Source organism: Lamprocystis purpurea DSM 4197, assembly GCF_000379525.1.
In the GTDB taxonomy this organism is placed as follows: Bacteria; Pseudomonadota; Gammaproteobacteria; order Chromatiales; family Chromatiaceae; genus Thiodictyon; species Thiodictyon purpureum.
Genome location: NZ_KB902490.1, coordinates 51,464 through 78,400, shown reverse-complemented (window position 1 = coordinate 78,400; position 26,937 = coordinate 51,464). Strand labels below are relative to the sequence as shown.

Annotated in this window: 27 protein-coding genes and 2 pseudogenes; 17 read left to right on the top strand and 12 right to left on the bottom strand. The window is 62.7% G+C overall.

Annotated elements, in window-relative coordinates; genetic code table 11:
- Positions 1-189: 189 nt before the first annotated feature.
- The 7 genes from gltB to A39O_RS0111670 all read left to right on the top strand — a co-directional run bounded on the left by gltB (position 190) and on the right by A39O_RS0111670 (position 11,356).
- Positions 190-4,860, top strand: coding sequence for a glutamate synthase large subunit (gene gltB, locus A39O_RS0111720; RefSeq protein WP_020504845.1), 4,671 nt, complete (start codon positions 190-192; stop codon positions 4,858-4,860).
- Positions 4,853-6,319, top strand: a complete 1,467-nt coding sequence (locus A39O_RS0111715; protein WP_020504844.1) for a glutamate synthase subunit beta — start codon at positions 4,853-4,855, stop codon at positions 6,317-6,319. The genes gltB and A39O_RS0111715 overlap by 8 nt, the downstream gene beginning before the upstream one ends.
- Positions 6,320-6,445: 126 nt before the next feature.
- On the top strand, positions 6,446-6,685 hold the full coding sequence (locus A39O_RS41725; RefSeq protein ID WP_020504843.1) for a hypothetical protein: 240 nt from the start codon (positions 6,446-6,448) through the stop codon (positions 6,683-6,685).
- Between the two features lie 210 nt (positions 6,686-6,895).
- A complete protein-coding gene (locus A39O_RS0111705; protein WP_026199338.1) occupies positions 6,896-7,216 on the top strand; it encodes a nucleotidyltransferase domain-containing protein in 321 nt (106 codons plus the stop codon).
- Positions 7,217-7,507: 291 nt separating this feature from the next.
- A complete protein-coding gene (locus A39O_RS33160; RefSeq protein ID WP_020504840.1) occupies positions 7,508-7,849 on the top strand; it encodes an antitoxin in 342 nt (113 codons plus the stop codon).
- A gap of 28 nt (positions 7,850-7,877) precedes the next feature.
- Positions 7,878-8,144 carry a UPF0175 family protein gene (locus tag A39O_RS33155; RefSeq protein ID WP_020504839.1) on the top strand — a complete coding sequence of 89 codons (267 nt, stop codon included), beginning with the start codon at positions 7,878-7,880 and terminating at the stop codon, positions 8,142-8,144.
- Positions 8,145-9,016: 872 nt separating this feature from the next.
- Positions 9,017-11,356 carry a DUF262 domain-containing protein gene (locus tag A39O_RS0111670; RefSeq protein ID WP_083924641.1) on the top strand — a complete coding sequence of 780 codons (2,340 nt, stop codon included), beginning with the start codon at positions 9,017-9,019 and terminating at the stop codon, positions 11,354-11,356.
- A gap of 226 nt (positions 11,357-11,582) precedes the next feature.
- Here the strand turns inward: A39O_RS0111670 and A39O_RS43540 are convergent, their stop codons facing one another.
- The 3 genes from A39O_RS43540 to A39O_RS0111655 all read right to left on the bottom strand — a co-directional run bounded on the left by A39O_RS43540 (position 11,583) and on the right by A39O_RS0111655 (position 12,397).
- On the bottom strand, positions 11,583-11,783 hold the full coding sequence (locus A39O_RS43540; RefSeq protein ID WP_020504834.1) for a PIN domain-containing protein: 201 nt from the start codon (positions 11,781-11,783) through the stop codon (positions 11,583-11,585).
- Complete coding sequence (locus A39O_RS0111660) at positions 11,773-12,033, bottom strand: prevent-host-death protein (protein WP_020504833.1); 261 nt, start codon at positions 12,031-12,033, stop codon at positions 11,773-11,775. The genes A39O_RS43540 and A39O_RS0111660 overlap by 11 nt, the downstream gene beginning before the upstream one ends.
- Before the next feature lie 103 nt (positions 12,034-12,136).
- Positions 12,137-12,397 (bottom strand): antitoxin family protein, encoded by a 261-nt coding sequence (locus tag A39O_RS0111655; protein WP_020504832.1) that lies wholly within the window; start codon positions 12,395-12,397, stop codon positions 12,137-12,139.
- Positions 12,398-12,557: 160 nt separating this feature from the next.
- Between A39O_RS0111655 and A39O_RS43815 the strand changes: the two are divergent.
- The 3 genes and pseudogenes from A39O_RS43815 to A39O_RS0111635 form a co-directional block, all read left to right on the top strand.
- Positions 12,558-12,728: pseudogene (locus A39O_RS43815) on the top strand (GltB/FmdC/FwdC-like GXGXG domain-containing protein); the annotation flags it as partial.
- Between the two features lie 186 nt (positions 12,729-12,914).
- Positions 12,915-13,172, top strand: coding sequence for a UPF0175 family protein (locus tag A39O_RS0111640; protein WP_020504830.1), 258 nt, complete (start codon positions 12,915-12,917; stop codon positions 13,170-13,172).
- Positions 13,157-13,645 carry a DUF3368 domain-containing protein gene (locus tag A39O_RS0111635; RefSeq protein ID WP_026199337.1) on the top strand — a complete coding sequence of 163 codons (489 nt, stop codon included), beginning with the start codon at positions 13,157-13,159 and terminating at the stop codon, positions 13,643-13,645. Before A39O_RS0111640 ends, A39O_RS0111635 begins: the two co-directional genes overlap by 16 nt.
- Positions 13,646-13,672: 27 nt before the next feature.
- On the opposite strand, the gene A39O_RS40705 is transcribed toward A39O_RS0111635, so the two are convergent.
- Positions 13,673-13,840, bottom strand: coding sequence for a hypothetical protein (locus tag A39O_RS40705; protein ID WP_020504828.1), 168 nt, complete (start codon positions 13,838-13,840; stop codon positions 13,673-13,675).
- A 163-nt stretch (positions 13,841-14,003) separates the two neighbouring features.
- Between A39O_RS40705 and A39O_RS43535 the strand changes: the two are divergent.
- Positions 14,004-14,170 (top strand): annotated as a pseudogene (locus tag A39O_RS43535) (GltB/FmdC/FwdC-like GXGXG domain-containing protein); the annotation flags it as partial.
- 139 nt (positions 14,171-14,309) lie between these two features.
- On the opposite strand, the gene sugE reads toward A39O_RS43535, so the two are convergent.
- Complete coding sequence (gene sugE, locus A39O_RS0111620; protein WP_020504827.1) at positions 14,310-14,630, bottom strand: quaternary ammonium compound efflux SMR transporter SugE; 321 nt, start codon at positions 14,628-14,630, stop codon at positions 14,310-14,312.
- On the opposite strand from sugE, the gene A39O_RS33145 reads away from it, so the two are divergent.
- Complete coding sequence (locus A39O_RS33145) at positions 14,578-15,279, top strand: DUF3375 family protein (protein ID WP_456073026.1); 702 nt, start codon at positions 14,578-14,580, stop codon at positions 15,277-15,279. The genes sugE and A39O_RS33145 overlap by 53 nt on opposite strands.
- Positions 15,280-16,601: 1,322 nt before the next feature.
- Here the strand turns inward: A39O_RS33145 and A39O_RS42660 are convergent.
- The gene (locus tag A39O_RS42660; protein ID WP_051088801.1) at positions 16,602-16,838 is read right to left on the bottom strand and encodes an RpnC/YadD family protein; all 237 of its coding nucleotides are present in this window, start codon (positions 16,836-16,838) and stop codon (positions 16,602-16,604) included.
- Entirely contained in the window at positions 16,811-16,984 is a 174-nt protein-coding gene (locus A39O_RS42655; RefSeq protein ID WP_245561880.1) for a hypothetical protein, read from the bottom strand. Before A39O_RS42655 ends, A39O_RS42660 begins: the two co-directional genes overlap by 28 nt.
- 79 nt (positions 16,985-17,063) lie before the next feature.
- Between A39O_RS42655 and A39O_RS43530 the strand changes: the two genes are divergently transcribed.
- The gene (locus A39O_RS43530) at positions 17,064-17,342 is read left to right on the top strand and encodes a hypothetical protein (protein ID WP_407635634.1); all 279 of its coding nucleotides are present in this window, start codon (positions 17,064-17,066) and stop codon (positions 17,340-17,342) included.
- Here A39O_RS43530 and A39O_RS0111600 read toward each other — a convergent pair.
- Complete coding sequence (locus A39O_RS0111600; protein WP_020504824.1) at positions 17,240-17,566, bottom strand: type II toxin-antitoxin system RelE/ParE family toxin; 327 nt, start codon at positions 17,564-17,566, stop codon at positions 17,240-17,242. The two genes, A39O_RS43530 and A39O_RS0111600, sit on opposite strands and share 103 nt — an antisense overlap.
- Before the next feature lie 4 nt (positions 17,567-17,570).
- Positions 17,571-17,840: a type II toxin-antitoxin system Phd/YefM family antitoxin gene (locus tag A39O_RS0111595; RefSeq protein WP_026199336.1), complete on the bottom strand. Its 270-nt coding sequence runs from the start codon at positions 17,838-17,840 to the stop codon at positions 17,571-17,573.
- A 468-nt stretch (positions 17,841-18,308) separates the two neighbouring features.
- Here A39O_RS0111595 and A39O_RS0111585 point away from each other — a divergent pair, with 468 nt between their 5' ends.
- The 4 genes from A39O_RS0111585 to A39O_RS0111570 are packed head-to-tail and all read left to right on the top strand — an operon-like array spanning position 18,309 to position 24,930.
- Complete coding sequence (locus A39O_RS0111585) at positions 18,309-19,757, top strand: DUF3375 domain-containing protein (RefSeq protein WP_020504821.1); 1,449 nt, start codon at positions 18,309-18,311, stop codon at positions 19,755-19,757.
- Between the two features lie 40 nt (positions 19,758-19,797).
- Positions 19,798-20,400, top strand: coding sequence for a DUF4194 domain-containing protein (locus A39O_RS0111580; RefSeq protein WP_020504820.1), 603 nt, complete (start codon positions 19,798-19,800; stop codon positions 20,398-20,400).
- Positions 20,393-23,755, top strand: a complete 3,363-nt coding sequence (locus A39O_RS0111575; protein WP_020504819.1) for an ATP-binding protein — start codon at positions 20,393-20,395, stop codon at positions 23,753-23,755. Before A39O_RS0111580 ends, A39O_RS0111575 begins: the two co-directional genes overlap by 8 nt.
- Positions 23,752-24,930 (top strand): DUF3322 domain-containing protein, encoded by a 1,179-nt coding sequence (locus A39O_RS0111570; RefSeq protein WP_020504818.1) that lies wholly within the window; start codon positions 23,752-23,754, stop codon positions 24,928-24,930. Before A39O_RS0111575 ends, A39O_RS0111570 begins: the two co-directional genes overlap by 4 nt.
- Positions 24,931-25,103: 173 nt before the next feature.
- Here A39O_RS0111570 and gvpA read toward each other — a convergent pair whose 3' ends face one another.
- The 3 genes from gvpA to A39O_RS0111555 all read right to left on the bottom strand — a co-directional run bounded on the left by gvpA (position 25,104) and on the right by A39O_RS0111555 (position 26,921).
- Positions 25,104-25,322 carry a gas vesicle structural protein GvpA gene (gvpA, locus tag A39O_RS0111565; protein WP_026199334.1) on the bottom strand — a complete coding sequence of 73 codons (219 nt, stop codon included), beginning with the start codon at positions 25,320-25,322 and terminating at the stop codon, positions 25,104-25,106.
- A gap of 408 nt (positions 25,323-25,730) precedes the next feature.
- A complete protein-coding gene (locus A39O_RS0111560) occupies positions 25,731-26,108 on the bottom strand; it encodes a helix-turn-helix domain-containing protein (protein WP_020504816.1) in 378 nt (125 codons plus the stop codon).
- Between the two features lie 315 nt (positions 26,109-26,423).
- Positions 26,424-26,921, bottom strand: coding sequence for a DUF805 domain-containing protein (locus A39O_RS0111555; protein WP_020504815.1), 498 nt, complete (start codon positions 26,919-26,921; stop codon positions 26,424-26,426).
- Positions 26,922-26,937: the final 16 nt, after the last annotated feature.

Below are 26,937 nucleotides of genomic sequence, written 5' to 3'. Positions count from 1 at the left end.
GTCAGCGCCTTGTGGGGAGCGCTGCCGGTCCGCCGCAACCAATCAGGGTCGGTGCGGGTCTGAGAGACGCCGAAATTGCTGGGATTGTGCCGGACGACGGGGTCTAACCCCGGCCGTTGTCAGGTGGATGCGTGACGCCCCGCGCGACACAATCCCAAACTGTTACGCCTGGAACCTACGAGGTCCGCGATGAGCCTGCGTGCCCTTCCGCCCGCACAGGGTCTCTATAACCCAGCGAACGAACACGATGCCTGTGGTGTCGGGTTCGTCTGCCATATCAAAAATCATAAGAGCCATGCCATTGTCCGGCAGGGGCTCGAACTGCTGGAGCGGCTGACCCACCGCGGCGCCACCGGCGCCGACCCGCGGGCCGGTGACGGGGCGGGCATCCTGGTGCAGTTGCCGGATGCCTTTTTCCGCGCGGTGCTGGACTTCGAACTCCCGCCGGTGGGCAGTTACGGGGTCGGGATGTTGTTCCTGCCCAAGGAGCCGGCGGCACGCGCCCAGACGCAGGCCACGGTCGAGCGCCGACTGATCGAGGGCGGTCAGCATGTACTCGGCTGGCGCGATGTCCCGGTGGACAATTCGGTGCTCGGCAAGAGCGTGTTGCCCACCGAGCCCATGGTCCGTCAGGTGTTCATTGGCCGCGGCGAGAACTGTCCCGATCAGCAGGCGTTCGAGCGCAAGCTGTTCGTCATCCGCAAGCGCATGGACAACGAGATCCGCGCGGCCGGGTTCGATAAGACGGACTTCTACGTGCCCTCCCTGTCCTCGCGTACCATCGTCTACAAGGGGATGTTGCTGGCGGACCAGGTGATCGACTATTACATCGATCTGCGCGACGTGCGCTTCGCCTCGGCGCTGGCCCTGGTGCATCAGCGCTTCTCGACCAACACCTTCCCCACCTGGGATCTGGCGCATCCGTTCCGCATGATCTGCCACAACGGCGAGATCAACACCCTGCGCGGCAACCTGAACTGGATGGCGGCGCGCCGCCACACCATGCGCTCGGAGGTCCTGGGCGATGACCTCGACAGCATCTGGCCGCTGATCCCCGAGGGGCAGTCCGACTCCGCGAGCTTCGACAACGCGCTGGAACTGCTGGTCATGGGGGGCTATTCGCTGGCCCACGCGATGATGCTGCTGATCCCGGAAGCCTGGGCCGGCAACAAGCAGATGGACGCCAAACGGCGCGCCTTCTACGAGTATCACGCGGGTCTGATGGAGCCCTGGGACGGTCCCGCCGCCGTCGCCTTCTCCGACGGCCGCCAGATCGGCGCGACCCTGGATCGCAATGGCCTGCGTCCGGCCCGTTATCTGGTGACCAACGATGACCTGGTGATCATGGCCTCCGAGATGGGCGTGCTCGACATCGAAGAGTCGCGCATTATCAAGAAGTGGCGGTTACAGCCCGGCAAGATGTTCCTGATCGACTTGGAGCAGGGTCGGATCGTCGACGACGGCGACATCAAGGCGGAACTGGCCAACGCCAACCCCTATCGCGAGTGGCTCTCCCGTACCCAGATCCACCTGGATGAATTGCCGACCAATGTCGCCCCCATGGCCCCGGACGACGCGACCCTGCTCAATGCCCAGCAGGCCTTCGGCTACAGCCAGGAGGACATCAAATTCCTCCTGACGCCCATGGTGGTGACGGGTCAGGAAGCGATCGGCTCGATGGGTGCGGACAATCCGCCCTCGGTGCTGTCGCGGCGGCCCAAGCACCTGTCGACCTACTTCAAGCAGAACTTCGCCCAGGTGACCAACCCGCCCATCGACCCGATCCGCGAGGAGCTGGTCATGTCGCTGGTGTCGCTGATCGGCCCGCGGCCCAATCTGCTCGGCATCAACGAGGCCGGCAAGCACTGGCGGCTGGAAGTGAATCAGCCGGTGCTTACCAACCAGGATCTGGAGCGGGTGCGCCACATCGAGGACAACTCGGGCGGCGCCTTCCGAACCTGCACGCTGCACATGGTCTATCCGTCACCCGAGGGCGCGGCCGGCATGGGCGCGGCCCTGGACCGGCTGTGCCATGAGGCCGAGCAGGCGGTCCTGGACGGCTACAACATTCTGATCCTGTCGGATCGCAATACCAATCTGGATCACATCCCGATCCCGGCCTTGCTGGCGACTTCGGCGGTGCATCATCATCTGATCCGCCGCGGGATGCGGACCTCCTCGGGTCTGGTGGTCGAGACCGGCGGGGCGCTCGAAGTGCATCACTTCGCGGTGCTGGCCGGCTACGGGGCCGAGGCGATCAATCCGTACCTCGCCTTCGACACCATTCAGTCGCTGCTGCGGGCGCTGCCCGATCAGCCGAGCTTCGAGGACGCGCAGAAGCGCTACATCAAGGCAGTGGGCAAGGGCTTGTTGAAGGTCATGTCCAAGATGGGCATCTCCACCTTCCAGTCCTATTGCGGCGCTCAGATCTTCGACGCCGTGGGCCTGCGCACCAGCTTTGTCGACCGCTATTTCACCGGCACCCAGACCACGGTCGAGGGCATCGGCCTGGATCAGGTGGCCGAGGAAGCCGTGCGCTGGCATGCCCAGGGCTACGGTGATGAGCAGATTTACCGCAAGCACTTGGACGTGGGCGGCGACTACGCCTTCCGGCTGCGCGGTGAGGACCATGTCTGGACCCCGGACAGCATCGCCAAGCTGCAGCACGCCGCGCGCGCCAACAGTTGGCAGACCTACGAGGAGTTCTCGCGCCTCATCAACGAGCAGAACGAGCACCTGCTGACGTTCCGCGGGCTGCTGGACTTCAAGTGGGCGGCAGAGCCGATTCCGCTGGACGAGGTCGAGCCCGCGAAAGCGATCGTCAAGCGCTTCGCCACCGGCGCCATGTCGTTCGGCTCGATCAGTTACGAGGCCCATTCGACCCTGGCGAAAGCCATGAACGCGTTGGGCGGCAAGTCCAACACCGGTGAGGGCGGCGAGGAGCCGGAGCGCTTCAATCCGCTGCCGGATGGCAGCCGCAACCCCGAGCGCTCGGCCATCAAGCAGGTGGCGTCCGGGCGTTTCGGTGTCACCACCGAGTATCTGGTCAATGCCGACGACATCCAGATCAAGATTGCCCAGGGCGCCAAGCCGGGGGAGGGCGGGCAGTTGCCCGGCCATAAGGTCAGCCCCTGGATCGCGCGGGTGCGTCACTCCACCGCCGGGGTCGGCCTGATCTCCCCGCCGCCGCATCACGACATCTACTCGATCGAGGATCTGGCGCAGCTCATCCATGATCTGAAGAACGTCAACCCCAAGGCGCGCATCTCGGTCAAGCTGGTGTCCGAGGTCGGCGTCGGCACCGTGGCGGCGGGCGTCTCCAAGGCCCATGCCGATCATGTGACCATTGCCGGCTATGACGGCGGTACCGGTGCGAGCCCGCTGACCTCCATCAAGCACGCCGGCTCCCCCTGGGAGATCGGTCTGGCCGAGACGCACCAGACGCTGGTGCTCAACAAGCTGCGCGGACGCATCGCGGTGCAGGTCGACGGCGGGATGCGCACCGGACGCGACGTGGTGATCGGCGCCCTGCTCGGGGCCGACGAGTTCGGCTTCGCCACCGCGCCGCTGATCGTGGCCGGCTGCATCATGATGCGCAAGTGTCATCTGAATACCTGCCCGGTCGGCGTCGCCACCCAGGACCCGGAACTGCGCAAGCGCTTCACCGGGCAGCCTGAGCACATCATCAACTACCTGTTCTTCGTCGCCGAAGAAATGCGTCAGCTGATGGCCCGGCTGGGTTTCCGCACCGTCGCCGAAATGATCGGCCAATCCGACCGCCTGGAGATGCGCCGCGCCATCGATCACTGGAAGGCCCATGGGCTGGACTTCACCCGGCTCCTGGCCAAGCCCAAGGTCGGCCCCGAGGTCGCGCTCTCCAACCGCGAGACCCAGGACCACGGTCTGGACAAGGCGCTGGACCACGAACTGATCCGCCAGGCGCAACCCGCGCTGGAGGCCGGCACGCCGGTCCAGATCGCGATCGACATCCACAACTACAACCGCACCTTCGGCGCCATGCTCTCCGGGCGGGTGGCCGAGCGCTACGGTCATGCCGGGCTGCCCGAGGACACGATCCACATCAAGGCCAAGGGCACCGGCGGTCAATCCTTCGGCGCCTGGGTGGCCAAGGGCGTGACCATCGAACTGGAAGGCGAGGGCAACGACTACGTCGGCAAGGGCCTGTCCGGCGGGCGGCTCATCATCTATCCGCCCAAAGACTGCGCCATCGAGCGGGCCGAGGACAACATCATCGTCGGCAACACCGTGCTCTACGGCGCCATCAGCGGTGAATGCTACTTCCGCGGCGTGGCCGGTGAGCGCTTCTGCGTGCGTAACTCCGGCGCCACCGCGGTGGTGGAAGGCGTCGGCGACCATGGCTGCGAATACATGACCGGCGGCATCGCCGTGGTCCTGGGCCCCACCGGGCGCAACTTCGCGGCCGGCATGTCGGGCGGCATCGCCTACGTCCTCAACGGCGACGGCACCTTCGAGGACCGCTGCAACCTCTCGATGGTCGAATTGCAGCCGATTCCGCCCGAGGACGCGGCGCTGGAGGCGCTGGACCACCAGGGCGGCGACCTGGAAAATCACGGGCTGGTCGACATCAGCCACGACATGACCCGCTTCGATGCCCAGCGCCTCAAGGGTCTGATCGAGCGCCACCTGCACTACACCAACTCGGACGTGGCGCGGCGCATTCTCGATGACTGGGAAGCCACCCTGCCGCGGTTCATCAAGGTCATGCCGGTGGACTACAAGCAGGCCCTGGAGGCGATGCAGGCCAATCAGAGCCGACCGCCGCAACCCGACACGCAGCGACCGATGAAGGTCACGCGGGAGATCAAGCACCATGGGTAAGCCGACCGGATTCCTGGAATACGACCGTCGCGACCGGCGCTACGAACCGGCCGCCGACCGCGTCGTCCACTACCGCGAGTTCATCGTCCCGTTGAGCGATGGTGAACTCAGCACCCAGGGTGCGCGCTGCATGGACTGCGGCATCCCCTTCTGCCACCAGGGCTGTCCGGTCAACAACCTGATCCCGGACTGGAACGACCTGGTCTACAAGAGCGACTGGCAGTCGGCCATCGAGGTGCTGCACTCCACCAACAACTTCCCGGAGTTCACCGGGCGCATCTGCCCCGCCCCCTGCGAGACCAGTTGCACCCTCAACATCGACGACAAGCCGGTGGCCATCAAGACCATCGAATGCGCCATCGTCGACAAGGCCTGGGAACAAGGCTGGATCAAACCGCAGGTCCCCGAACGGCGCACCGGCAAGCGGGTCGCCATCGTCGGCTCCGGCCCCGCGGGCCTGGCCTGCGCGCAGCAACTCGCCCGCGCCGGGCACCAGGTCTCGGTGTACGAGAAAGCCGACCGCATCGGCGGCCTGCTGCGGTACGGCATCCCCGACTTCAAGCTATCGAAAAAGCTCATCGACCGCCGTCAGTCGCAGATGCGCACCGAGGGCGTGGAGTTCCACACCCATGCCCATGTCGGCGTCACCATCCCCATTGCCACCCTGCGCGCCGACTACGACGCCCTGGTGTTGGCCGGCGGCTGCGAACAGCCGCGCGATCTGCCGATCCCCGGCCGGGAATTGCAAGGCATCCACTTCGCCATGGACTTCCTCACCCGCAACAGCAAGCGGGTGCAGGGCTCCTACGTCGCCGAAGACGACTTCATCAGCGCCCACGGCAAACGTGTGCTGGTCATCGGCGGCGGCGATACCGGCTCCGACTGCATCGGCACCTCCAACCGCCACGGCGCCAAGTCGGTCACCCAAATCGAGATCCTCGACAAGCCGCCGGTCAAGGAAGACAAAGGCCTCACCTGGCCCGACTGGCCGAACAAACTGCGCACCTCCTCTTCGCAAGAAGAAGGCTGCGACCGGCATTGGAACGTCCTCACCAAAGCCTTCGTCGGCGACGACCAGGGCCGGGTCAAGGCCGTCAAATACTGCCTGGTGCGCTGGGACAAGGACGCGCAGGGCCGCTGGCAGATGTCCGAAGTCCCCGGCAGCGAGGCCGAATTCCAGGTCGACCTGGTACTGCTCGCCATGGGCTTCGTGCATCCGGTGCATGACGGCATGCTCGATGCCCTCAAGGCCGAGGCCGGTCTGGAGCTCGACCCCCGCGGCAACGTCAAGGCGCCCACCGAGGGTGCCGAGGCCTACCTGACCTCGATCCCCGGTGTCTTCGGCGCGGGCGACATGCGCCGCGGTCAGTCGCTGGTGGTTTGGGCCATCCGTGAGGGGCGGCAGTGCGCAAGGGCGGTGGATGAGTGGTTGATGGGGCGGTCGGATTTGCCCCGATAGGAGCGGGGGCGTCCCGCCCCCGCGCGCTTGAGAGAGCGGCCGGCGGGCCGCTTATTCTTAGCCTTTACCTGAATCGCAGAAAAGACTTAGAGTAGCGTCGAGACAGGCGACACCGGGCCGACAACCATGGCTGACCACATCGAAGACCTGACCACGGATATGCTCCGCCGCGTCCACACCAAATTGGATGATATCCAAGCTGAGATGCGCCTGCGCTTCACCGGGGTTGAGACCGGGCTCGCCGCGCTTGATCATCACCTCGCCGCCTTCCACGCGGTCGACGCCGCCCGCGCCGATGAGATCGCCGACCTGCGGCGCCGGCTGGAGCGCGTGGAACGGCGGCTGGAGTTGGCTGACGCCGTCTAGGCGTGGGTGCGCGGGACCTGGAACAGTGTTTGCGACCACCAGGTTGCGGGTTTGCGGCTTGAGCATTGGGTCGATCTGCAAGGAGGGTTATCATCGTCCCAGCAACGGATAAGGACTCGCCAAGACGGCAAAGGCGCAAGATGTGAGTCTCTTACGCGACTGACCACGCAACAATTGGCGCGACCCTGACCCCCTGACCCCCTGACCCACATGACTACAGTCAGTCCCGTTTTGCTCGACGAGGCCGTGCGTCGCATCGTGCAGGCGGTCCATCCGGAACAGATCCTGTTGTTCGGGTCACAGGCTTGGGGCCAAGCGACCGCGGACAGCGATATCGATCTGCTGGTCATTCTGGGCGCCTCTGATCAGCCCGGCTATCGCCGTGCGCGGGAGGTCTACCGCAGCCTGCGGGGACTGTTGCTACCCATCGAGGTCGTAGTCCGCACGCGCGACGAGGTCACCCGGGCCGCTCGGTTCCCCGCCTCACTGGAGCGACAGGCGCTGGATCATGGGCGTGTCCTCCATGGATGAGGGCAGGACGCGCTCCGTCGGCCAGTGGCTGAAAAAGGCGCGCCACGATCTGCGTTCGGCGCACCGCCTGTATACGCACCCCAAGCTGGGCGAGGCATTGGTCCCGTTCGGACCCCTGGTTGCGGGTCGCGGGGCGGGACTAGAGTGGTTGCTGGGGCGGTCGGATTTGCCCCGATAGGAGCGGGGGCGTCCCGCCCGCGCGCGCCTGAGGGAGCGGCCTGCGGGCCGCTTTTTCTTTGGCGGTCCGGCTGGTATAAGCTACCCTGGAGGCTCTCCCGCGAGACCACCGACATGATCGCAACTGCCAAACTTGAGACCACCGGCCACCAGCAGACTCTGCGCCTGCCCCCGGGCTTTGAACTGGCCGGCGAGGAGGTCTGGGTGCGCAAAGATGAGGCGACCGGCGAGATTACCCTGACCTCCAAAGCGCCCGGTCCCGACGAGGACCGCTTGGCGCTTCTGTTTGCCCTCCTGGACGAGTCGCCATTACCGCATGACTTCCTCGCCGAGCGTGAAAACCCCGTCGAGAGTCCCCGCAACCCTTTGGAAGACTTAGTACCGCGGCGAGAGTTGACGCCCGCTGAAGTAATTTCAGATCAAGGTCTGGCGTACATAGATTGTCTGGCGCCCTGACTCCCTTGCACACAGTTGAGCCCCTGCTATGACCCTCACCCTGGATATTCCCGATCCCGTGCTCAGGCGTCTCCAATCGCGATGCGCCGACGTACCGCGCGCTGTACTGGAAGGCTTCGCGGTCGAGTCTTATCGGACAGGGACCCTCTCCCGCGCCGAGATCGGCGACCTGCTCGGACATACATCGCGCTGGGACACGCAGGCATTCCTCGCCGAGCATCAAGCCTGGCCCGTGCCGACCTTGGAAGAAGTGACCTCGGACATCGCGAGTCTGCGCAATACTCCAGTACCATGATGATCGTTCGCGACACCTCGGTACTTTGCTATCTCGCCTTGATCGATTGCGTTGCCATCTTGCCCCGACGTTTCGGCACGGCGACTATCCCAAACGAAGTTGCCGAAGAGCGCCTGCACGCCCGCGCTCCCGAGATGCTCCGCGCACACTCCTGCGACATCCGCCGCCATGGCTGCGCATCGCGCCCGCTTCAGCCGCCTGCGCGCCCGGTAGCGAGCGTCTCGATCAAGGCGAGGCCGCGGCAATTGCGCTTGCCGCGGAGCGGCATGCCGAGCTGCTCCTCATCGACGAGCGAATTGGCAGACAAGTCGCAATCGATACGGGTCTCGCCGTTGCGGGAACCTTGGGAATTTTCGCCGACGCGGCATCGCGCGGTTGGTTGAGCTTCGATACCGCCGTCGAGCGACTGCTCGGCGAAACCAATTTTCGTGCGTCGGCAGAGGTCATCGACCGATTGCGGCGTGCCGTCGGGGCCAGCGGGCTGGCGTGACTGCGTTTATCATGTCGTCTGGGGGTGAACCGGGGTACGTCCCCGATTTATCCCCGGCCCGGTCGACACCGCGAAGGGTGGCGTGCATCGGGAATCCGGTCGCGACAATGCGGGCGTGTCGGGGCATGCGGAGGCGGATCTGTGTTCCTGAACGAAGGCGCATCGCGATAGCGACAGGAAGCCGTGGCCTGTCCCTCCGCTGGTTTCTGAAAAACCAGGTATAGATTTCCCACCTAATGCGCCTTATGTGCTGAGCGAATTGCAGCGGAAACAATGCGAACCTGCCCCCTTTATCAGTGTTGCGCCGGTTTTGCGCCGCCTTCCCGAAGTTGGATGCAGACATCTACTTCCCATACTACGCGACGGTCTAGTCGAGGAAACTATGCCCTGGTTTGACGAGCGCGGAATTGAGGAAGTCGGGCTTCTGGAGGTTTATGCAGCATATTCTGATAGGCGTATGCTACTACCCTTGTATCAGCGCAACGCGGTCTGGTCGGAAGGCCGCATCTGTGCCTTATGGGATTCTCTATTGAGAGGTTTTCCACTGCCTTCATTTTTGCTGACAAAAGGAAACGGCACCAGCCGACTTCTCGGCGATAATGGAGTTAGAGGGGAGGTCATCGAAGCAGAAAACGAATATTTCGATGTACTGGACGGGCAACAGCGGCTTGCGGCTATTATTGCGGGCATTGAGCCAAATCCCAGCATCCGCTTGTGGATTGATCTCGCACCACCCAGCGGACCCCATCCTTTGCGGTTCAAGTACTGGCTGCACCCCTGCACAAAGATATTCCCTTTTGGATTTCACATGCAGGTGAGTGGCGAATATGACTTTAAACCACTGACCGATTCTACACTTCAGCAGCTATGGCAGTCTATCCAGGCCATCGGGAACTGGCCGGGTCAAGATTATTACCAGTTGTCGCTGGAGGACACGTTTCCTCTGGAGGCAAATTGCCCAATTCTTTTAAGTGACTTGCTTAAAATGCCTTACGCGGAAGATTTGGAGGCACAAATAGCAGATCTTGCACCCATCCATCAACCAGTACTACAACAATTTGGAAAGCCAGTAACCCAACCACGCGACGAAGTCATCGCGACTCTGGCCCGCGGTCTGAGGCGCGTGACAAATGCAAGATTGGCGCTTCAGTTAATTTGCCTTGAGCACATAGAACACGACGAAGACGAAGACGAAGACGAAGACGAAGACGAAGACGCGAGCTACGAGATTTTTCAGCGCATTGGTCGTGGCGGTGTGTCGATAACCCCTAGGCAACTCGCAGTTTCCAAGCTAATGCTGACGCTCGGCAAGCCAGGTCATGATGCTCTGGCTGGCTTTCAGCGGTCTTATTATGGGCAGATGATCGAAGCGGAAGATGTCATCCACGCGCTGACCCGCGTTGCCTTGGCAAGCGTTCCGGAAGCAAATGATAATGCAAACGCCCGGGATTGCGACATGCTTCACCTGAGTGCGGGTCGCTTGCACACGATAAAGAGAAAACACGAGGAAATCTGGCTAGAACTCGAAAATAAGTTGAACGCGTATTGTGAGCCTGTGAATGCTGCCAATGAAACCCGACTTAGCCAGGGACTCACGCATATCTTCAATCTATTGAGGTTTCGTCCCGATACTGACGCAGCTCCCAATCCCAACGGTTTTTCACTGCTTCAGCTTTCCTGCTCTACGGATAGCGAGGAAGGCATCGCACCGATCACACTCCACCCGCTCTTGCTATGGGAATTGGAATTCTTCAATGGTGGACCGCCGGACATACAGCAGCAGGACGATATGCGTCGTTGGATTCTGTTTGCTAATGGACTTACCCGCGCCCGGCGAGATGACGCATTAAATCGCAAGGTATTCGATCAAGTCAAGAACGACCAGGGGTTTTCTTTCCAGGCGATGATCGCCCTGGTTCTTGATGGCGTTGATGAGAATAGTCGTTGGCGTGAAACGCTTGGCTTCCGATGGAGTGAGCCTAGTTTGACCGCAGATCAAACGGTCGGGGACATAAGCCGAGATCATCCGTTGTCGCTACCTACGCCACGGGAAATGGCAGTCCGGTCTGCCAGGCGTCTATTACTGAGAAGTTGGGCAGACTCCAGCGTGAACCGTTTTCTATTGATGTGGAACCAGCGGGTCGGACTGGAGGCGATGTATGGCGAAACCGAGCACGAAGATATCCCCGCCCTTTTCGGTAAAGGCAGTCCATTCGAGGCAGATCACATCGTTGCGCGTAATCAGCTTCTTAATATGACGATAGACGACGCAATATTGCAACAAGGATGCAGTGCATTCTTCGGGCATGACGCTGATGTCGTCAATCATTTTGTTAGGGACTGGTGCTTTCGGAAGAATCTCCCTCATATGCAAGGCAATTACCGCTTCTGGCCGAAGCGATTGAATCGTGCGGATCGAGACGATGACGTAGCTACAAAAATGGTTACGGAACAGATCCTTGGAAACCTTCAAGGGCATCCTTTACATGATCGCTTCGGCCAAGCGGACGAAGCCAGCCCTTGGCATTGGAGCGGGATACCTCCGGAAGATCACGTGGAATGGAGCCCATTGCCGCCGCACGGTAGGATCTGGACCGCTGATTTAGTAGAGCAATTTATCCGCTGCGTGCTGAAACGTGAGCACTTTCTTTATGGGAATGCTTACGGATTTTTAACCGGCGAAGCGGTTGATGCGCTTAACTGCGTGGGAATTATTGACTGAATTAATCCTGGAACTGGCCGTCTTTCCAGGCCCCGTCCAGGGGCAGGAGTGAGGTAAGGTCTTGCAATCACACATTTCCGCCTCCCGGCGCGACTGCGTCATTGCAAGACCTGACCGGTACGGCCGTTTTGGAAATGTCACCCGCGATGGGCGTCAGATCGACCCAGTTCTCGGCAATCCGTCTTGCCGGACCCAGTGCAGGTCTACTGAACCTTCAGTAAACTGTTCAAAGCGCCCTCAAGTAAATCTCGACCGTTGCTGTCGCCCAAGTCGGAACGCCGGTCCCGAAAAAATCCTGGTCTTCGGTCCAGACTGGGCAGTCCAGTAGAAGAGCAGCCGCCAGCGTCGGCCGGTCTCTCTCATCTCGCCGGGCAATGCGGGCGCAAGCCTCNGCTTCGACCAGTATGACGAGGCGTTTAGACTGCATCCCGCGACTTGCGCCAATCCTTGAAATCCGCGACCAGTTCGTCCTCGGTGATACCGAGCCGGATCAGTTCTTCCTGCATCCGACGCCCAGCGTCGAGCATGGCATCGCGCTCCGACTGGTTCGCACGCTTAGGCAGCGGAATGTAGAAGCCAATGGTCTGGCCGTGCCGGGTCACCTCGATCGGCACCGACGATTCGAGATAATCGGCCAGTTTTTCCCGCAGCTCACGCATACCGACACGCAGGCTCATGGCAACCTCAGTTATTGAACATTTGCGTACGCAATATAGACCACCCGCACACCGGATGCCAGCGCCGAGTCTCCATGGTGACCATGCGGCCTGCCGGCTCCGCTCAGGAGCGTTTCGGGGCGCCGTAAAGGTAGTGGTCGTGCTGGGAAGCGCCGTCTGTCGGGAGGGCATTGAGCAAGTCTTCGGGGATGTCGCGCATCAGTTGCGCGGCACAATCCCAGATGGGCATATCTTTTTCTGCGTTGGCCAGCTCCTCGTCGTGCGTCTCCACCAGCAGGGAGACCTCCTGGTGTTCGGCGATCTCGACCGGTTCAAGGGGGCGAAAGACGCCGCCTTCGTCGATCGCTTTCTGGTGTCGGGTCATGGGGCGTCTCGGAACGCGGGTTGCGGTGGGGGCGATTATAAGTCCGATGCGGGTTTCCGGTGGTCGCTGGTTGTGTGATCGGCTCGATGGGTGCGGACAATCCGCCGTCGGTGCTGTTGCAGTGGTCCAGGCACCTGTAGACCTGTTTCAAGCAGCGCTTTGGCGCGGCGTGGCCAGCGAGCGCTTCGGTGTGCGCAACTCCGGAGTCGCCGCGGTGGTGGAAGGGGTTGGCAACCATGCCTGCGAGTAGATGACCGGCGGCATCGCCGTGGCCCTGGGCACCACCGGGCGCCACTTTGCGGTTGGCATGTCGGGCGGCATCGCCTGGATGAGTGGTTGATGGGGCGGTCGGATTTGCCCACGTAGCGCGTTCGGGGTGACAGGCGGAAGCGGCGGTCAGGCCGCTTCGCACCCGCCGGACTTAGTTGAGTATACTGTCCCCGGAATCCCTTCGTCTTTGCACGACGGCTTGTCGCGCCCCGTAACCCCCGAGTAACATTTTTATCAAGGTGCATCAATGACCCAAATCGTCCTCGATTTTGATGCCGGTACCATGTCCGCGCTGCGTCAGGGACCGGGCCAATTGGCGGCGGAGGTCAAGACCGCCGCCGTGGTGCAGTGGTACGCTGAGGGGCGTATCTCGCAAAGCAAGGGAGCCGACATCCTCGCTATTAGTCGGTCCCGATTCTTGGATGAGCTTTACCGCCGCCGGGTGTCCGCGGTGCAGGCCGATATCGCGGAGTTACGTGAGGAATTGGTGTGCTTGACCGGATAGTCGTCAATGCCTCGCCTGTTATCTTCCTGTCGCGAGTTGGTGGTTTGACCTGGCTCGGCGACCTCGCCATCGGCGGCGTTGAGATACCACGCGGGGTTGTGCAGGAGATTACGGTCGGGGAGGACGGCCAGGGCATTATCGACGCCATGCAGGCGACCCCTCGTATTCGGCTGGTGGACGACTGCGCCGTGCCTCTTGTGATCGCCGCCTGGGACCTTGGCAAAGGCGAGACTCAGGTGCTTGCGCATTGCCTGAAGCTGCCGGGCGCTCTCGCGGTCTTGGACGACGGGGCCGCCAGGCAATGCGCTCGCAGTCTTGGTATTCCCTTGGCTGGGACCCTGGGCGTTGTTCTCGCGGCCAAGCGTATGGGTTGGATAGCCGCCGCGCGGCCGGTTGTTGAGCGGTTAATCCGCGATGGCTTGTATCTCAGCCCCTCGTTGATGGCCGACGCATTGCAGGAGGTCGGGGAATAGTGGCTTGGGTTGTTGGGTGTGGTGATGTCATGCGGTCTCCAAGCCTGGGGGCATGGCCATTTGCGTTGTTGCGTCGGACGGCTCCTCGTCGGGCGTCTCCACCAGCAGGGAGACCTCCTGGTGTTCGGCGATCTGGACTGGTGCAAGGGGGCGAAAGACGCTGCCGTAGTCGATCGCTTTCAGGTGTCGGGTCATGGGGAGCCTCGCAACGCGCGTTGCGGTGGGGGCGACTCTAGGTCCGATGCGGGTTCCCCGTGGTCGCTGGTCGTGTGATCGGCTTGATGGGCGCGGACAATCCGCCGTCGGCGCTTTCGCGGCGGCCCAAGCACCTGTAGACCTGGTTCAAGCAGCGCTTTGCCGCGACGTGGCCGGCGAGCGCTTCGGTGCGGGCAACGCCGGGGTCGCCGCGGTGGTGACAGGGGTTGGCGACCATGCCTGCGAGTACCTGACCGGCGGCATCGCCGTGGCCCTGGGCACCACCGGGCGCAGCTTTGCGGTTGGCATTCGGGCGGCATCGCCTGGATGAGTGGTTGATGGGGTGGTCGGATTTGCCAAGGTAGCGCGTTCGGGGTGACGGGCTCCAGCGGCGGTCGGGCCGCTTCGCACCCGCCGGATGGAGTTGAGTACTGTCCCCGGAATCCGGAATCCCCCAAACCACGGCGGACTACCCCGGCGTTGCCAGCTTGAGCCCTATGATGCCCGCCACGATGAGACCAAGGCTAGCCAGGCGACCTGCGTTGGCCGACTCACCGAACAGGATGATGCCCAGGATGGCTGTTCCCACAGCCCCGACGCCCACCCACACCGCGTAGGAGGTGCCCACTGGGAGCGACTTCATGGCGATGGCGAGCAAGACGACGCTGCCAGTCATTGCCGCGAAAGTGAAGACGCTTGGCCAGAGCCGCGTCAAGCCTTCCGTGTACTTGAGCCCGATGGCCCAGCCAACCTCAAGTATCCCGGCCACAAGCAACAGAATCCACGCCATGCGTTCAGTCCTCACTATGGATTTTGACACCCTCGAAGCCCTGCGTACCCACCACCCCGGCTGGCGGCTGCTGCGGTCCGACCATGCCGCGCTGGTGGCGAGCTTTCTTCAGCGCGTGTTCATTGAGCCGAATGTGCGGGTGATGGGGGCGGTCGATCTGGCCGAGGCCCTGGAGGACGCGTTGTACGAACTGCGCACCCGCCTGGGCGCGGATGCCTTCCCGAAGTCCGCACTCAACTATCTGAATGACTGGGCCAGTCCGGAGAAGGGCTGGCTGCGCAAGTTTTACGCCCGGGGGTCGGACGAACCGCAATTCGACCTGACACCCGCGACCGAAAAGGTCATTGCCTGGCTTGGGACCCTGACCGAACGCGGTTTCGTCGGCACCGAGTCACGCCTGTTGACGCTGTTTGCCTTGCTCAAGCAGATGTCCGAGGGCAGTGAGTCAGACCCGGCCAAGCGTATCGCCGAGTTGCAGAAACGGCGCGACGAGATCGATGCCGAGATCGGCCGGGNAGCCACTGGCCCTGCCAGGTGGCGACATACCACAGCGTGTCCCCGATCTTCGGCAGCGCGCCCAAGTAGTGATGGGCATCCATCAGGGCCTGGAAGCGCGCCTCCTCGGGCGCGGCGACGGGTTCGACGATGACTTCGCGGAGATTCACGCATGCGCGCTCGGGCAGCAGGGGGCCGACGCGCTTTATACCCGAGCGGCCGGGCAGTGTCCAGAGTCGAGGACAACCGCACGTTGAATCACTGAAAGTTAGCTAGAACGGTTTAGCCCTGTCCAGTCTTTGGGTTGGGCTTGACACCACGGCGATCAACCAACTCAGATATGCCGGGCGTCACCTGTTAAATGCGCTGTCCGGCAAGACGTCCATTACTCCCGAGGAAGAGTTTCGCCGAGCGGAAGCCCATGCAAAGCGCGCTCTCTTCGATGCGCTGGATTCAGGCATTATTTATTGCCTTAGAAGAGTAGAGATCTTTAAGGATGACTATCGAAAAATTGAGATAACCTGTCCGGGATACGATCGCATCATCGCCTCAGCTAGGGAAGCAAAACACCTGCTGGATAAGGCGCGCGCTGAATTTGATAGCCGGCATGAGTATTACGAGGAGGCAAGAGCCCACTACCGGAAGTTAAAGGAAATCTGCGATACGCTGGACGATGCGCGCCCCGAACAGAACAAACGGCTCAGAAACCACAATTTATTGCTCTTTCTTAGCTGGGCCACCTTGTTCTTCACCGTGGTTTCCGTGGTGCTTGGTGCAATGGCTTTACGGTAACTCTTATCTGACTCCGAAGCGCTGGTGCGAATATCGGTGGGGGCAAGGTGTTATCGCATAGAATTAACGGCGTGGAAATGCTTCCGATTGCGCGGTGAGAGTCGCGCTTGGACCCGAACAACGTCATATGGGGACACTGAAAGATTCTCGTGGGTGATGGTGGACAAAGTCATGGCTGTTAAGTGGGAACTCATCCGATCGGTCATCGCCCGAGTGTCGCGGCGAGACTAGCGCTAGTCGAATTGGCGTTAAGAGACTTTCTCGGGTTGCTGCCGACATAGAAAAAAAGCATCTGATAACAATTCTTTGAAACAGCGAAAATGCGGCGTATCAGGGGCGTTTCGGAGAGGAAAGGGGCCGGGTTCGAATACCATCAGCAGTTCCAAATTTGGGCGGCATCGCGCGACCCCTGGTGGATGCGGCGCGCGCAACCGACGTACCGGGTCCTTGACACCGAGCGGCGCGCCTTATCCACCCTACAGCAGCGCCGGTTTCGTAGGGTGGATAAGCGTAGCGCATCCACCATCTGCCCCGCCGACGGCTCCCTGCCGGTTGCTCCACCCAAATTTGGAACTGCTGGAATACCATCCGGCCTCTTGCGCAAAACCGGGCAAGACCGAAAACCTGGAACTGACCACGGTTTTCGCTCCAGCAAGAAAGGACGTACCACGTTCCCTGCGTCGCTCAATGCAATACAGCGTCCAGGCTGTCCGCGGTCAGGATGCGGTCGGACCACCGCAGCAGGGTGTCGGCGTCCGCACTGGTAATGCGCGTGCGTACCGCTTCGCTCGGGGGACCGGATTTTCGGTCGATCAGGCGTAGTAGAATGGCTGTCTCACCCTCCTGTAGACCGCGCGTCACACCTTGTTCGATGCCTTGTTGTCTGCCTTGCTCTATATAGCGGTCGATAAAGGTTTGCATGATGGGGTCTCCGGTGGGGTCTTTTCCAGCAGGGCGCGGACATCGCGTTCTTCCACACGCCCGGTGCCTTGGACATAGTAGCGCAGCAAGGATCCGAGGATCTCAAGTGCGGTGGCCCGGTCCTCGACCTGTTCAATCAGAGTCAAGAGGTCGCTCCCATGATCGCAACCGCCAAGCTCGACAACACCAACCACCGTCAGACCGTGCGATCGCGTCTGCCCCTTCATCAGTCACCAAGAAGACTTGGCCTATCGCGTCGCGGTCAAGCTCCCATACGGAAGCGTTGAACGAGCCTCATGGGTGATGGTAGACAAACTGATGGCGATGAAACGGGAACGCATCCGGTGGGTTATCGCCAGGGTGTCCCGGCAGGAGTTGGCGGCCGTCGAAGTGGTAAATGCTCAACCTGCGGGGTCCTGTGCCTTGGCCGATGCCGGCAGCCGTAACAACCGTTCGCTCCGCCACACACGAACGCTACGAACGCGCTGCGCGTCGAGGCGATAGACGATCCGGAAAGGAGGGTGGATCAACTCGCGCAGGAAGGTTTGGCCGAACTTCGGAACGATACGCCCGATGCTCGGGTGGTCGGCGAGCACCTCCACGCGTTCGAAGATTTCAGTGACAAGCCGGTCGCCAACCTCCGGCACCCCTTCGTCGGTGTACCACTCCTGGATGCCCGTCAAGTCGCCGAGTGCGGACTCGGCGAAGCTAACTCTGGCGACAGTCACGCCCCTAGGCCACGCCGAATCTGGCCTTGGCCTCGGCGAGAGAGACCTCGCGGCCCGTGTCCAAGTCGGCCAATCCCGCGACTACGGCACGCATGAAGGCGCGCTCCTCGGCGGCCTGCTCGTAGTCGGCCACGGACTGCATAACGGCGACCCCGCGCCCTCGGCTGGTGAGCAGCACGGGCCGATGAGCCTCGGCCGCGTGCTTGACCACGCGACCAGGATTGACCTTGAGATCCGCTAACGGGACCACGTCTTCGGAGAATTTCACGCTCATGGACGCCTGTCGCTGGGCTTGGTTAGTGCGGACAGTAGCACCTGTCAAGTGGTCTGCCAACATCGCTGACAACGCGATCAGCCCACGCCTCAAGCTCGGTCTCGCCAGCTCGGAACGCGCGGTGCGGTTGGGCGTATTATAGGCCCGATGCGGACAAACCCGTCCGCGGTGCTTTCACGGCGAACCAGACACTTGTCAACTTGCTTCATGTAGCGTCAAGTCCGGCGAGGGTGGCCAGTTGCCCGCCAGGATAGCCCCTGGATCGTCCCGGTGCGCCATTCCGCCGCCGGAGTCGGCCTGATCTCACCGCCGCCGGACCACGACACCAACCTTGAGCGTATCATCATCGAGAGCGAAATCTGTCACGGTCAACTCCCACATGAATGCAGTCAGTTCCGCTTTGCTCGACGAGGCCGTGCGTCGCATCGTGCAGGCGGTCCATAAAGTTCGTTCTGAATCGGTCGCACAATGGATTTTGACACCCTCGAAACGCTGCGCACCCACCACCCCGGCTGGCGGCTGCTGCGGTCCGACCATGCCGCGCTGGTGGCGAGCTTTCTTCAGCGCGTGTTCATTGAACCGAATGTGCGGGTGATGGGGGCGGCCGATCTGGCCGAGGCCCTGGAGGACGCGTTGTACGAATTGCGCACGCGCCTGGGCGCGGATGCCTTCCCGAAGTCGGCACTTAACTACCTGAATGACTGGGCCAGTCCGGAGAAGGGCTGGCTGCGCAAGTTTTACGCCCGGGGGTCGGACGAACCGCAATTCGACCTGACGCCCGCGACCGAGAAGGTTATCGCCTGGCTTGGGACCCTGACCGAACGCAGTTTCGTCGGCACCGAATCACGCCTGTTGACGCTGTTTGCCTTGCTCCAGCAGATGTCCGAGGGCAGTGAGTCAGACCCGGCCAAGCGTATCGCCGAGTTGCAGAAACGGCGCGACGAGATCGATGCCGAGATCGGCCGGGTCGCGGCGGGCGACGTGCCGCTCCTGGACGATACCGGNCTCAAGGATCGCTTCCAGCAGTTTACCCAACTGGCCCGCGACCTGCTGACCGACTTTCGTGAGGTGGAGCACAATTTTCGCCTGCTGGATCGACGGGTGCGCGAGCGCATCGCGCTCTGGGAGGGGGCCAAGGGGGCGTTGCTGGAGGAGATCATGGGTGAGCGCGATGCGATCGCCGATTCCGATCAGGGACGCAGTTTCCGGGCCTTCTGGGATTTCCTGATGTCCAGCCGCCGACAAGAGGAATTGACCGGCCTACTGGCGCGGGTCGTCGAGTTGCCCCCGGTGGCGGCATTGAATCCGGATGCGCGCACCCGACGGGTGCATTACGATTGGCTGGAGGCCGGCGAGCATACGCAGCGCACGGTGGCGCAACTTTCGCAGCAACTGCGGCGCTTTCTGGACGATCAGGCGTGGCTTGAGAATCGCCGTATCATGGACATCCTGCATGGCATCGAGGCCAAGGCCCTGGCGCTGCGCGACACGCCGCCCGCGGGTGAGGTGATGGAGATCCCGGAGTCCGCCGCCGCGGTGGAGCTGCCCATGGAGCGTCCGCTGTTCACCCCGGCGCGCAAGCCGCTGATCGCGGATATCGCGTTGGAGGCGGGTGACTCCGATTGCGATGCCGCCGGGCTTTACGCTCAAATCATGGTGGACCGCGCAGCGCTTGCGCACCATATCCGCCACGCCTTGCAGGATCGTGCGCAGGTCACGCTGCGCGAACTGACACAGACGCGGCCCTTACAGCAGGGTCTGGCCGAACTGGTGGCCTACCTGCAGTTGGGCAGCGACTCATTCAAGATCGTGGTCGATGAGGACACCCCGGAAGTGATCGCCTGGCCGGCGCTGACGACCGGCGGCGACGCGATTGAACGCTGCGCCCGGCTGCCGCGGGTCATCTTTGTGAGGTGAGGCTATCGAAGAACCAACACCGGTTGCCGTCGGTGCGGAGTTGTCGGCGCTGGCGATCACGCTGCTCAAGGGGGTGATTTACCGCGAAGGTGACGAGCGCCTCTGGGGCGTACTGCTCGGCCTGCAGGCTCGGGTGCGCGACACTGTCGCGGTCCTGGGCCTCGAACTGGTGCTCGACGAGGCCGAGGGCTATGCCTTCCTGAAGAGCCGCCCCGAACCGGACGCGGAGGATGCCGCCCCGCGGCTGCCCCGCCTGGTCGCGCGCCGGCCACTGTCGTTTCCGGTCAGTCTCTTGCTGGCCTTACTGCGCAAGAAGCTCGCCGAGTCGGATGCCGGCGGCGGTGACACCAGGCTCGTGCTCACCCGCGAGGACATCGTCGAACTGGTGCGGGTCTTTCTGCCCGACAGCAGCAATGAGGCGAGGCTCATCGACCAGATCGATACGCACCTGAACAAGGTCATCGAACTGGGATTCGTGCGCCGTCTGAAGGCCGCCGGCGGCCCGTCCGGCTTTGAGGTGCGGCGCATCCTCAAAGCCTTTGTCGATGCCCAATGGCTGGCGGACTTCGATACGCGGTTGGCCGCCTATCAGGTCCATCTCGCGGGACCGACGGGCGCCATCGACGGTACGGACGATGAATGAGCCGCTGACCCTGGATTTTGATTTCGTCGCGGACGATACCCTGGCGGGCTTTCGCCTCCAGCGGCTCGAGGTCTTCAACTGGGGTACCTTCGACGAGCGCTGCTGGACGCTGCACCTGAACGGCAGAAACTGCCTTCTGACCGGTGATATCGGCTCCGGCAAGTCGACCCTGGTGGACGCGATCACCACCCTGCTGGTGCCGGTGCAGCGCATCGCCTACAACAAGGCCGCCGGGGCCGACAGCAAGGAGCGGACCCTGCGCTCCTATGTGCTCGGGCATTACAAGTCGGAGCGCAATGAGGTGACCGGGACGGCCAAACCGGTCTCGTTGCGCGACCACAACAGCTATTCGGTCATTCTGGCTGTCTTTCACAATGCGGGCTATGACCAGACGGTGACACTGGCGCAGGTCTTCTGGATGAAGGACGCCCAGGGTCAGCCGGCGCGCTTCTTCGTCGGCGCCGAGCGCGACCTGTCGATTACCAAGGATTTCAGTCGATTCGGGACCGACATCGGGCAACTGCGCAAGCAGTTGCGCCGACTGGGCGCCGAGATCGAGGACAGCTTCCCCAAATACGGCGCCTGGTTCAGGCGCCGCTTCGGCATCGACAACGAGCAGGCACTGGAACTCTTCCTCCAGACCGTCTCGATGAAGTCGGTGGGCAACCTCACCGACTTTGTGCGCAGTCACATGCTGGAGCCCTTCGACGTGGGCCCCCGCATCGCGGCCCTCATTACTCACTTCGACGACCTCAACCGGGCGCACGAAGCGGTGCTCAAGGCCAAGCATCAGGTGGAGCTGCTCACCCCGCTGGTCGCCGATTGCGACCGCCACCGCATCCAGGCGGTCGAACTCGAAGATCTGCGCGCCTGTCGCGAGGCCTTGCGACCCTATTTCGCCGAATTGAAACTCGCACTGTTGGACCGGCGGCTGCACCTGCTGGCCGAGGATCAGGCGCGCCTCATGGCGCAGCAGGCAAGGCGGGTCGAGCAACGCGACCAGGAACGCACCGAATTGGATCGGCTCAAGCGCGCGGTTGCGGACAACGGCGGTGACCGTCTGGAGCAGCTTGCCATTCAGATTCGCGACCAGGAACGCGAGCGTGACCGTCGTCGGCAGCGGGCCGAGCGTCATGCCGACCTGCTCGCGGCCATCGGTGAGTCACCGGCTGCCGATGAGGCCGCCTTCGCGGCACAGCGGCAGCACTGGATGCAGAGGCGCGAGGATCTGAGTCAGCAGGAGAGTGACCTGCAGAACCAGATCACCGAATGGGGTGTGTCCATGCGCGAGGGCAAGCGCGAGCACCAGACGCTCACCGAGGAGATCGCCAGCCTCAAGGCGCGGCAGAGCAATATCCCGTCGTCGCAGGTGGCGATGCGCACGGCTATCTGCGCGGCATTGGCGCTCGATGCAGCGGCGATGCCTTTTGCTGGTGAGCTGCTCCAGGTGCGCGAGGAGGCCCGTGATTGGGAAGGCGCCATCGAACGCGTCCTGCACAACTTCGGCCTGTCGCTGCTGGTGCCGGATGCGCACTATGCGCAGGTCGCCGCCTGGGTGGACAGCACCCATCTGGCCGGGCGCCTGGTGTATTTCCGCGTGCGCTCCGGCAGGGCGGCCGAGGGGCCGTCATTGCATCCGGATTCACTGGTGCGCCGGCTCGCCATTCGGCCCGATTCGGTCTTCTACGATTGGCTTGAGCCGGAACTCGCGCGCCGCTTCGACTATGCCTGTTGCGCCACCCCGGAACAGTTTCGCCGCGAGACCCGCGCCCTGACGCGCAGCGGCCAGGTCAAGGCGCCGGGGGAACGCCACGAGAAGGACGATCGCCACCGGCTCGATGACCGCGGCCGCTATGTGCTGGGTTGGAGCAACGCGGCCAAGATCGCGGCATTGGAGGTGCAGCGGCGGGCGCTTGAGACCCGGATGGGCGGGATCGGGTCGTCCATCGCCAAGGCGCAGGCCGAACAGTCGCAGTTGCGTCGGAGCATCGAGACCCTGGCGGCGCTGCATGAGTTCGATGTCTTTCGTGACCTGGATTGGCAAAGCTGTGCGGCCACCATCGCGCGTCTGCAGGATGAGCGGGCCAGGCTGGAGGCGGCCAGCGACCGCTTGCGCGAACTGGCGGCCCAGTTGGCCGCGGTCGAAGTGGCCTTGAATGCGAGCGAGGCGGCCTTGTCGTCCCTGAACAAAGACCTGGGCGGCGTCGAGACCAGGCAAGAGGCCGCCGCGGCCTTGCGCCTGGAGACCGTCGCCCTGGTCACCGTGATGGATGCGTCATTGCGTCTGCGGCTGGACGCCCTGCGGGCTCAGGTCTTGGGCGAGCACCAACTGTCGATCGAGTCCTGTGACCACCGCGAGCGCGAGTTGCGTGACAGCTTGCAGCAGCGGATGGACACCGAGGCCCGCGGGATCGCCCGGCTCGCCGAGCGGATCATCAAGGCGATGTCGGCTTTCAAGGACGCCTACCGGCTCGAGACCGCCGAATTCGACGCGAGCCTCGAGGCCGCATTCGAATATCGCAAGCTCCTGGACCAGTTGGGTCGGGACGATCTGCCGCGTTTCGAGCTACGCTTCAAGGAACTCCTGAACGTCAATACGATTAACGAGATCGCGAACTTCAACGCGCAACTCGCCCGCGAGCGCGAGACCATCCGCGAGCGCCTGGCCCGCATCAACGAATCGCTTACCCAGATCGACTACAACCCGGGGCGCTACATCGTGCTGGAATCGCAGATCAGCCCCGATACCGAGATCCGGGACTTTCAGTGCGATCTGCGCGCCTGCACCGAGGGGGCGCTGACCGGTTCTGAGGACGCGCAGTACTCGGATGCCAAGTTCATGCAGGTCAAGGCCATCATCGACCGCTTCCGGGGCCGCGATGGGACCTCGGATCAGGACCGGCGCTGGACCGCCAAGGTGACCGATGTGCGCAATTGGTTTCTGTTCGCCGCCAGCGAGCGCTGGCGCGAGGACGGGGCCGAGTATGAACACTATTCGGACTCCGGCGGCAAGTCCGGCGGCCAAAAGGAAAAGCTCGCGTATACCATCCTCGCGGCCAGTCTCGCCTATCAATTCGGACTGGAATGGGGGGCGGTGCGTTCGCGCTCATTCCGCTTCGTGGTCATCGACGAGGCCTTCGGCCGGGGTTCGGACGAGTCGACCCAGTACGGGCTCCAACTCTTCAAGCAGCTCAATCTGCAACTGCTGATCGTCACCCCGCTGCAGAAGATCCACATCATCGAGCCCTATGTCGCAAGCGTTGGCTTTGTCCACAACGAGGGCGGCCGGTCCTCCAAGCTGCGTAACCTGTCCATCGAGGAATACCGGGCGCGCAAGGCCGAACTCAGGGTATGAACTGGACGACGGCCAGCGATCTGAAGGCGCAACTGCGCCGGCTGTGGGAGCGTGGCGAACTGCTGCGTCCACTGGTCACGGGCGAGCCGCGCTTCCCGCTGCGTCTGACACTGAAGGGACCCGGCTCAACCGAGCTGGCCGAGCAATTCGAGTCCGTCCGTGCCTGGATTGCCGAACTGGTCGCCGTCGCGCAGTGGCGGGTCCTGTGGCGTGAGGTCAATCATCGGGTGCTGGGGTCACAGCGCCTCCCCCAGTCGATCTGGGTCGACACACGCGATGACGCACTCGGGTTGATCGGCAAGCGACGGGAGGCCGAACGCTTCGCCGAGCTGTTGGCGCTCACGCGTTCACGCCGGCCGGCCTTGGTGGAATGGGTCGGCAAGCGGCCCTTGCAGGCCATCGAGCTGGCGCCGCGGTGGCCGCAGTTGCTCGCGGTGGTGGACTGGCTGGCCGCCCATCCCCGTCCCGGTATCTACCTGCGGCAAGTGGACATTCCGGGTGTGCACAGCAAGTTTATCGAGGCCTACCGTGGGGTCCTCGCCGAGTTGCTCGACCTGGCGTTGCCGGCAGGCGCCATCGCCGCCGATCGCAGCGGTGTCGGTCAGTTCGCCGCGCGCTATGGTTTTCTCGACAAGCCGGACCGGATCCGCTTTCGGGTGCTCGATGCGCGGCTCTGCCTGCTGCCGGGTCCGGACTTGCCCGATGTGACGCTCGACGCGGCGAGCTTCGGGCGACTCGAGGTGCCGGTGCAGCGTCTATTCATCACCGAAAACGAGACCAACTTTCTGGCCTTCCCGCCCGCCGCGGATGCCCTGGTGGTCTTCGGTGCCGGCTATGGATGGGATGCATTAGCGCAGGCCGAGTGGCCGGCGCGCTGCGCCATCCACTACTGGGGCGACATCGACACCCATGGCTTCGCGATCCTCGATCAGTTGCGCGGTCGTTTCCCTCGGGTGGCGTCTTTCCTGATGGATCGCCCGACACTGATGGCGCATGAAGCCCTGTGGGGCGAGGAGGCTGACCAGGTCACCCATGACCTGCTGCGGCTCACCGCTGCGGAAGCGGCCTTGTTCAATGAATTGCGCGACAATCGCATCCGCCAAAACCTGCGCTTGGAACAGGAGCGCGTGGGATTCGATTGGCTGACGGCGGCCTTGATGCGTTGCTTGAAGTGATCGGAAACTTGCGGCGTCCGGTCATCCTGTTCGGGTCGTATTGACGCCCGCCGCGAGGATGTCGCGGGTCGGTCTTGGCGGTAGGGGATTTGATCCGCCGCGGGATGCCGTCTGGCGTCGATGCGATTGCCGCATCGACGCCAGGCGGCATCCCCAGCGGGTGCGGGGCTCGATCAGGCCGGGGCGGCAGCCGGGGCGGTGAGGCCGATGGCCTCGGCATATTTCAGGTAGGTCTCGACCGACGCGATGACGATACGCGCTTCGATGGCGAGCAGCTCGATCCCGACCAGCGAGACCTTGATCCACGCGTCGATGACGATGCCCTTGTCCAGGATGCGGTCGACCACTTCTGCCAGGCTGGAGGAATCAGTGGAGTTTGCGACTTTTGCCATGTCTGTATGCTCTGAAATTCAAAAAGACTGCACAGGATGTGCGGCTGTGGCGAGAGTGCATGTCCGGTATGAAAACGCGTTTCCCGTGATGGCCTGGGGGCCATGGGTTCTGACGGTGCGGCGTCTTGCCGGCTTGCTCGCTTAGTCCTAATAAAGCATACATCGTGCCATAATTTGGTAAGCTTGTCGGAAAATAAATAGAGATTTACGATCAGTATGTTGAAAATTATTTTCTATGCCGATTGACTGCGCGCGGCGCGTCACGCTCCAGGCGGCTATGGAATGGATTCCCTACCTCGGGTGCCGGTTACCTAGTAGGGCGTTCTGTCTTATCGCCTTCGGACGTGATAACCGGACGTAGGGGCGGGTTTCAAACCCGCCCCTACACAAAGGTCCGCGCAGACGACATCAGGCCGGGGAACCCGCTGACCCAGATTCGTCACCCGTCGCCGACAACATGCCAACCAAACCCATCAGCAGCGCGCGGCCGCGGGCATCGGTCGCGCGGTAGCGGTTGATCAGATCCATCTCGTCGAGGCCGAGGTCCATCGGGTTCTCGACGCATAACAGCCACGCCGGCGTCACAGTCCCCAAGGCGGCGGCCAATTCCCGCGCCTCTTCGACGCCCATCCGTCGAATGCCCTGCTCGTAGTTGCTGATTCGCGACTTGGAGAGTCGCCATTCGGTACGCTCGGACAGGTCACCGAGGGTTAGTTTGGCGGAACGCCGCGCGTCGCGGAGACGCTCGCCGATCTCTTTGCTGAGAGGAATCGAGGAGTTGCTCATCTACTGACACTCCCGCTCCGATTGTGAACGGCCATCAGAACTGATCCACGCCCGGTCACTTCGTTTGACCCGCTGCAGCATCAGGAATATCCGGTGCGTTGGCGAATATTTGTGTCAGGCAATCCGCCGCCGGGTCACCTGCCGGCACCAGGGTCTCCATGGCCACAGGGTCAATCCAGGGACGCGAGGATTTTCGGCTGCGGCGGGGGCCGCGTCGACTGCGGCAGGGCAGCCATGATCGCCGTTTGGGCCAAAGCGATCCCCCGGTTTTTCCACAGATTTCATCGAGTGTAACAGATGAAGAAAAAACTGCGTTCATCTGTGGTCAAAATTTTTGCCCAAGGTCTCGGCGGACGCTGGCCGGGGGTGGAACAACCCGCTGGGAATCAGCAGCAGGCCGAGCGAGAGGATGCCGCTGATTGCTCCATGAATCGGGTAGCTTTCGCGCGGGGGCACACCGCTCGCGTGCATCGCATAGCCCAGCCCCGCGGCGGCGATGGCGATTACCAGCAATGTCCGCCAACCGGGCAGACCCATGTCGCGAATCCGCTTGGCGAGCAGATTCGCCTTTGCAAAGCCGAAGACGAGGACCAGCGGCCCCAGCAGGGCCAGCGCCCTGACGTCGATCTGCTGCAACAGATCGGCCGGAGCGGGCACGCGGTCCGCGCGGATCAGGTGTTCGGCCAGGCCGACACCGAAGGCGATCCCGAGTCCATACAAGACGAACAGGATGGAGAGCAGGAGCAGAAATCCCAGGAAGGGCAGGCGGGCGAGGCGGCCGGTTCGCAGGCCGCCGAAATAGGCTCGAAACATCCGGTTCGCTCCCGGT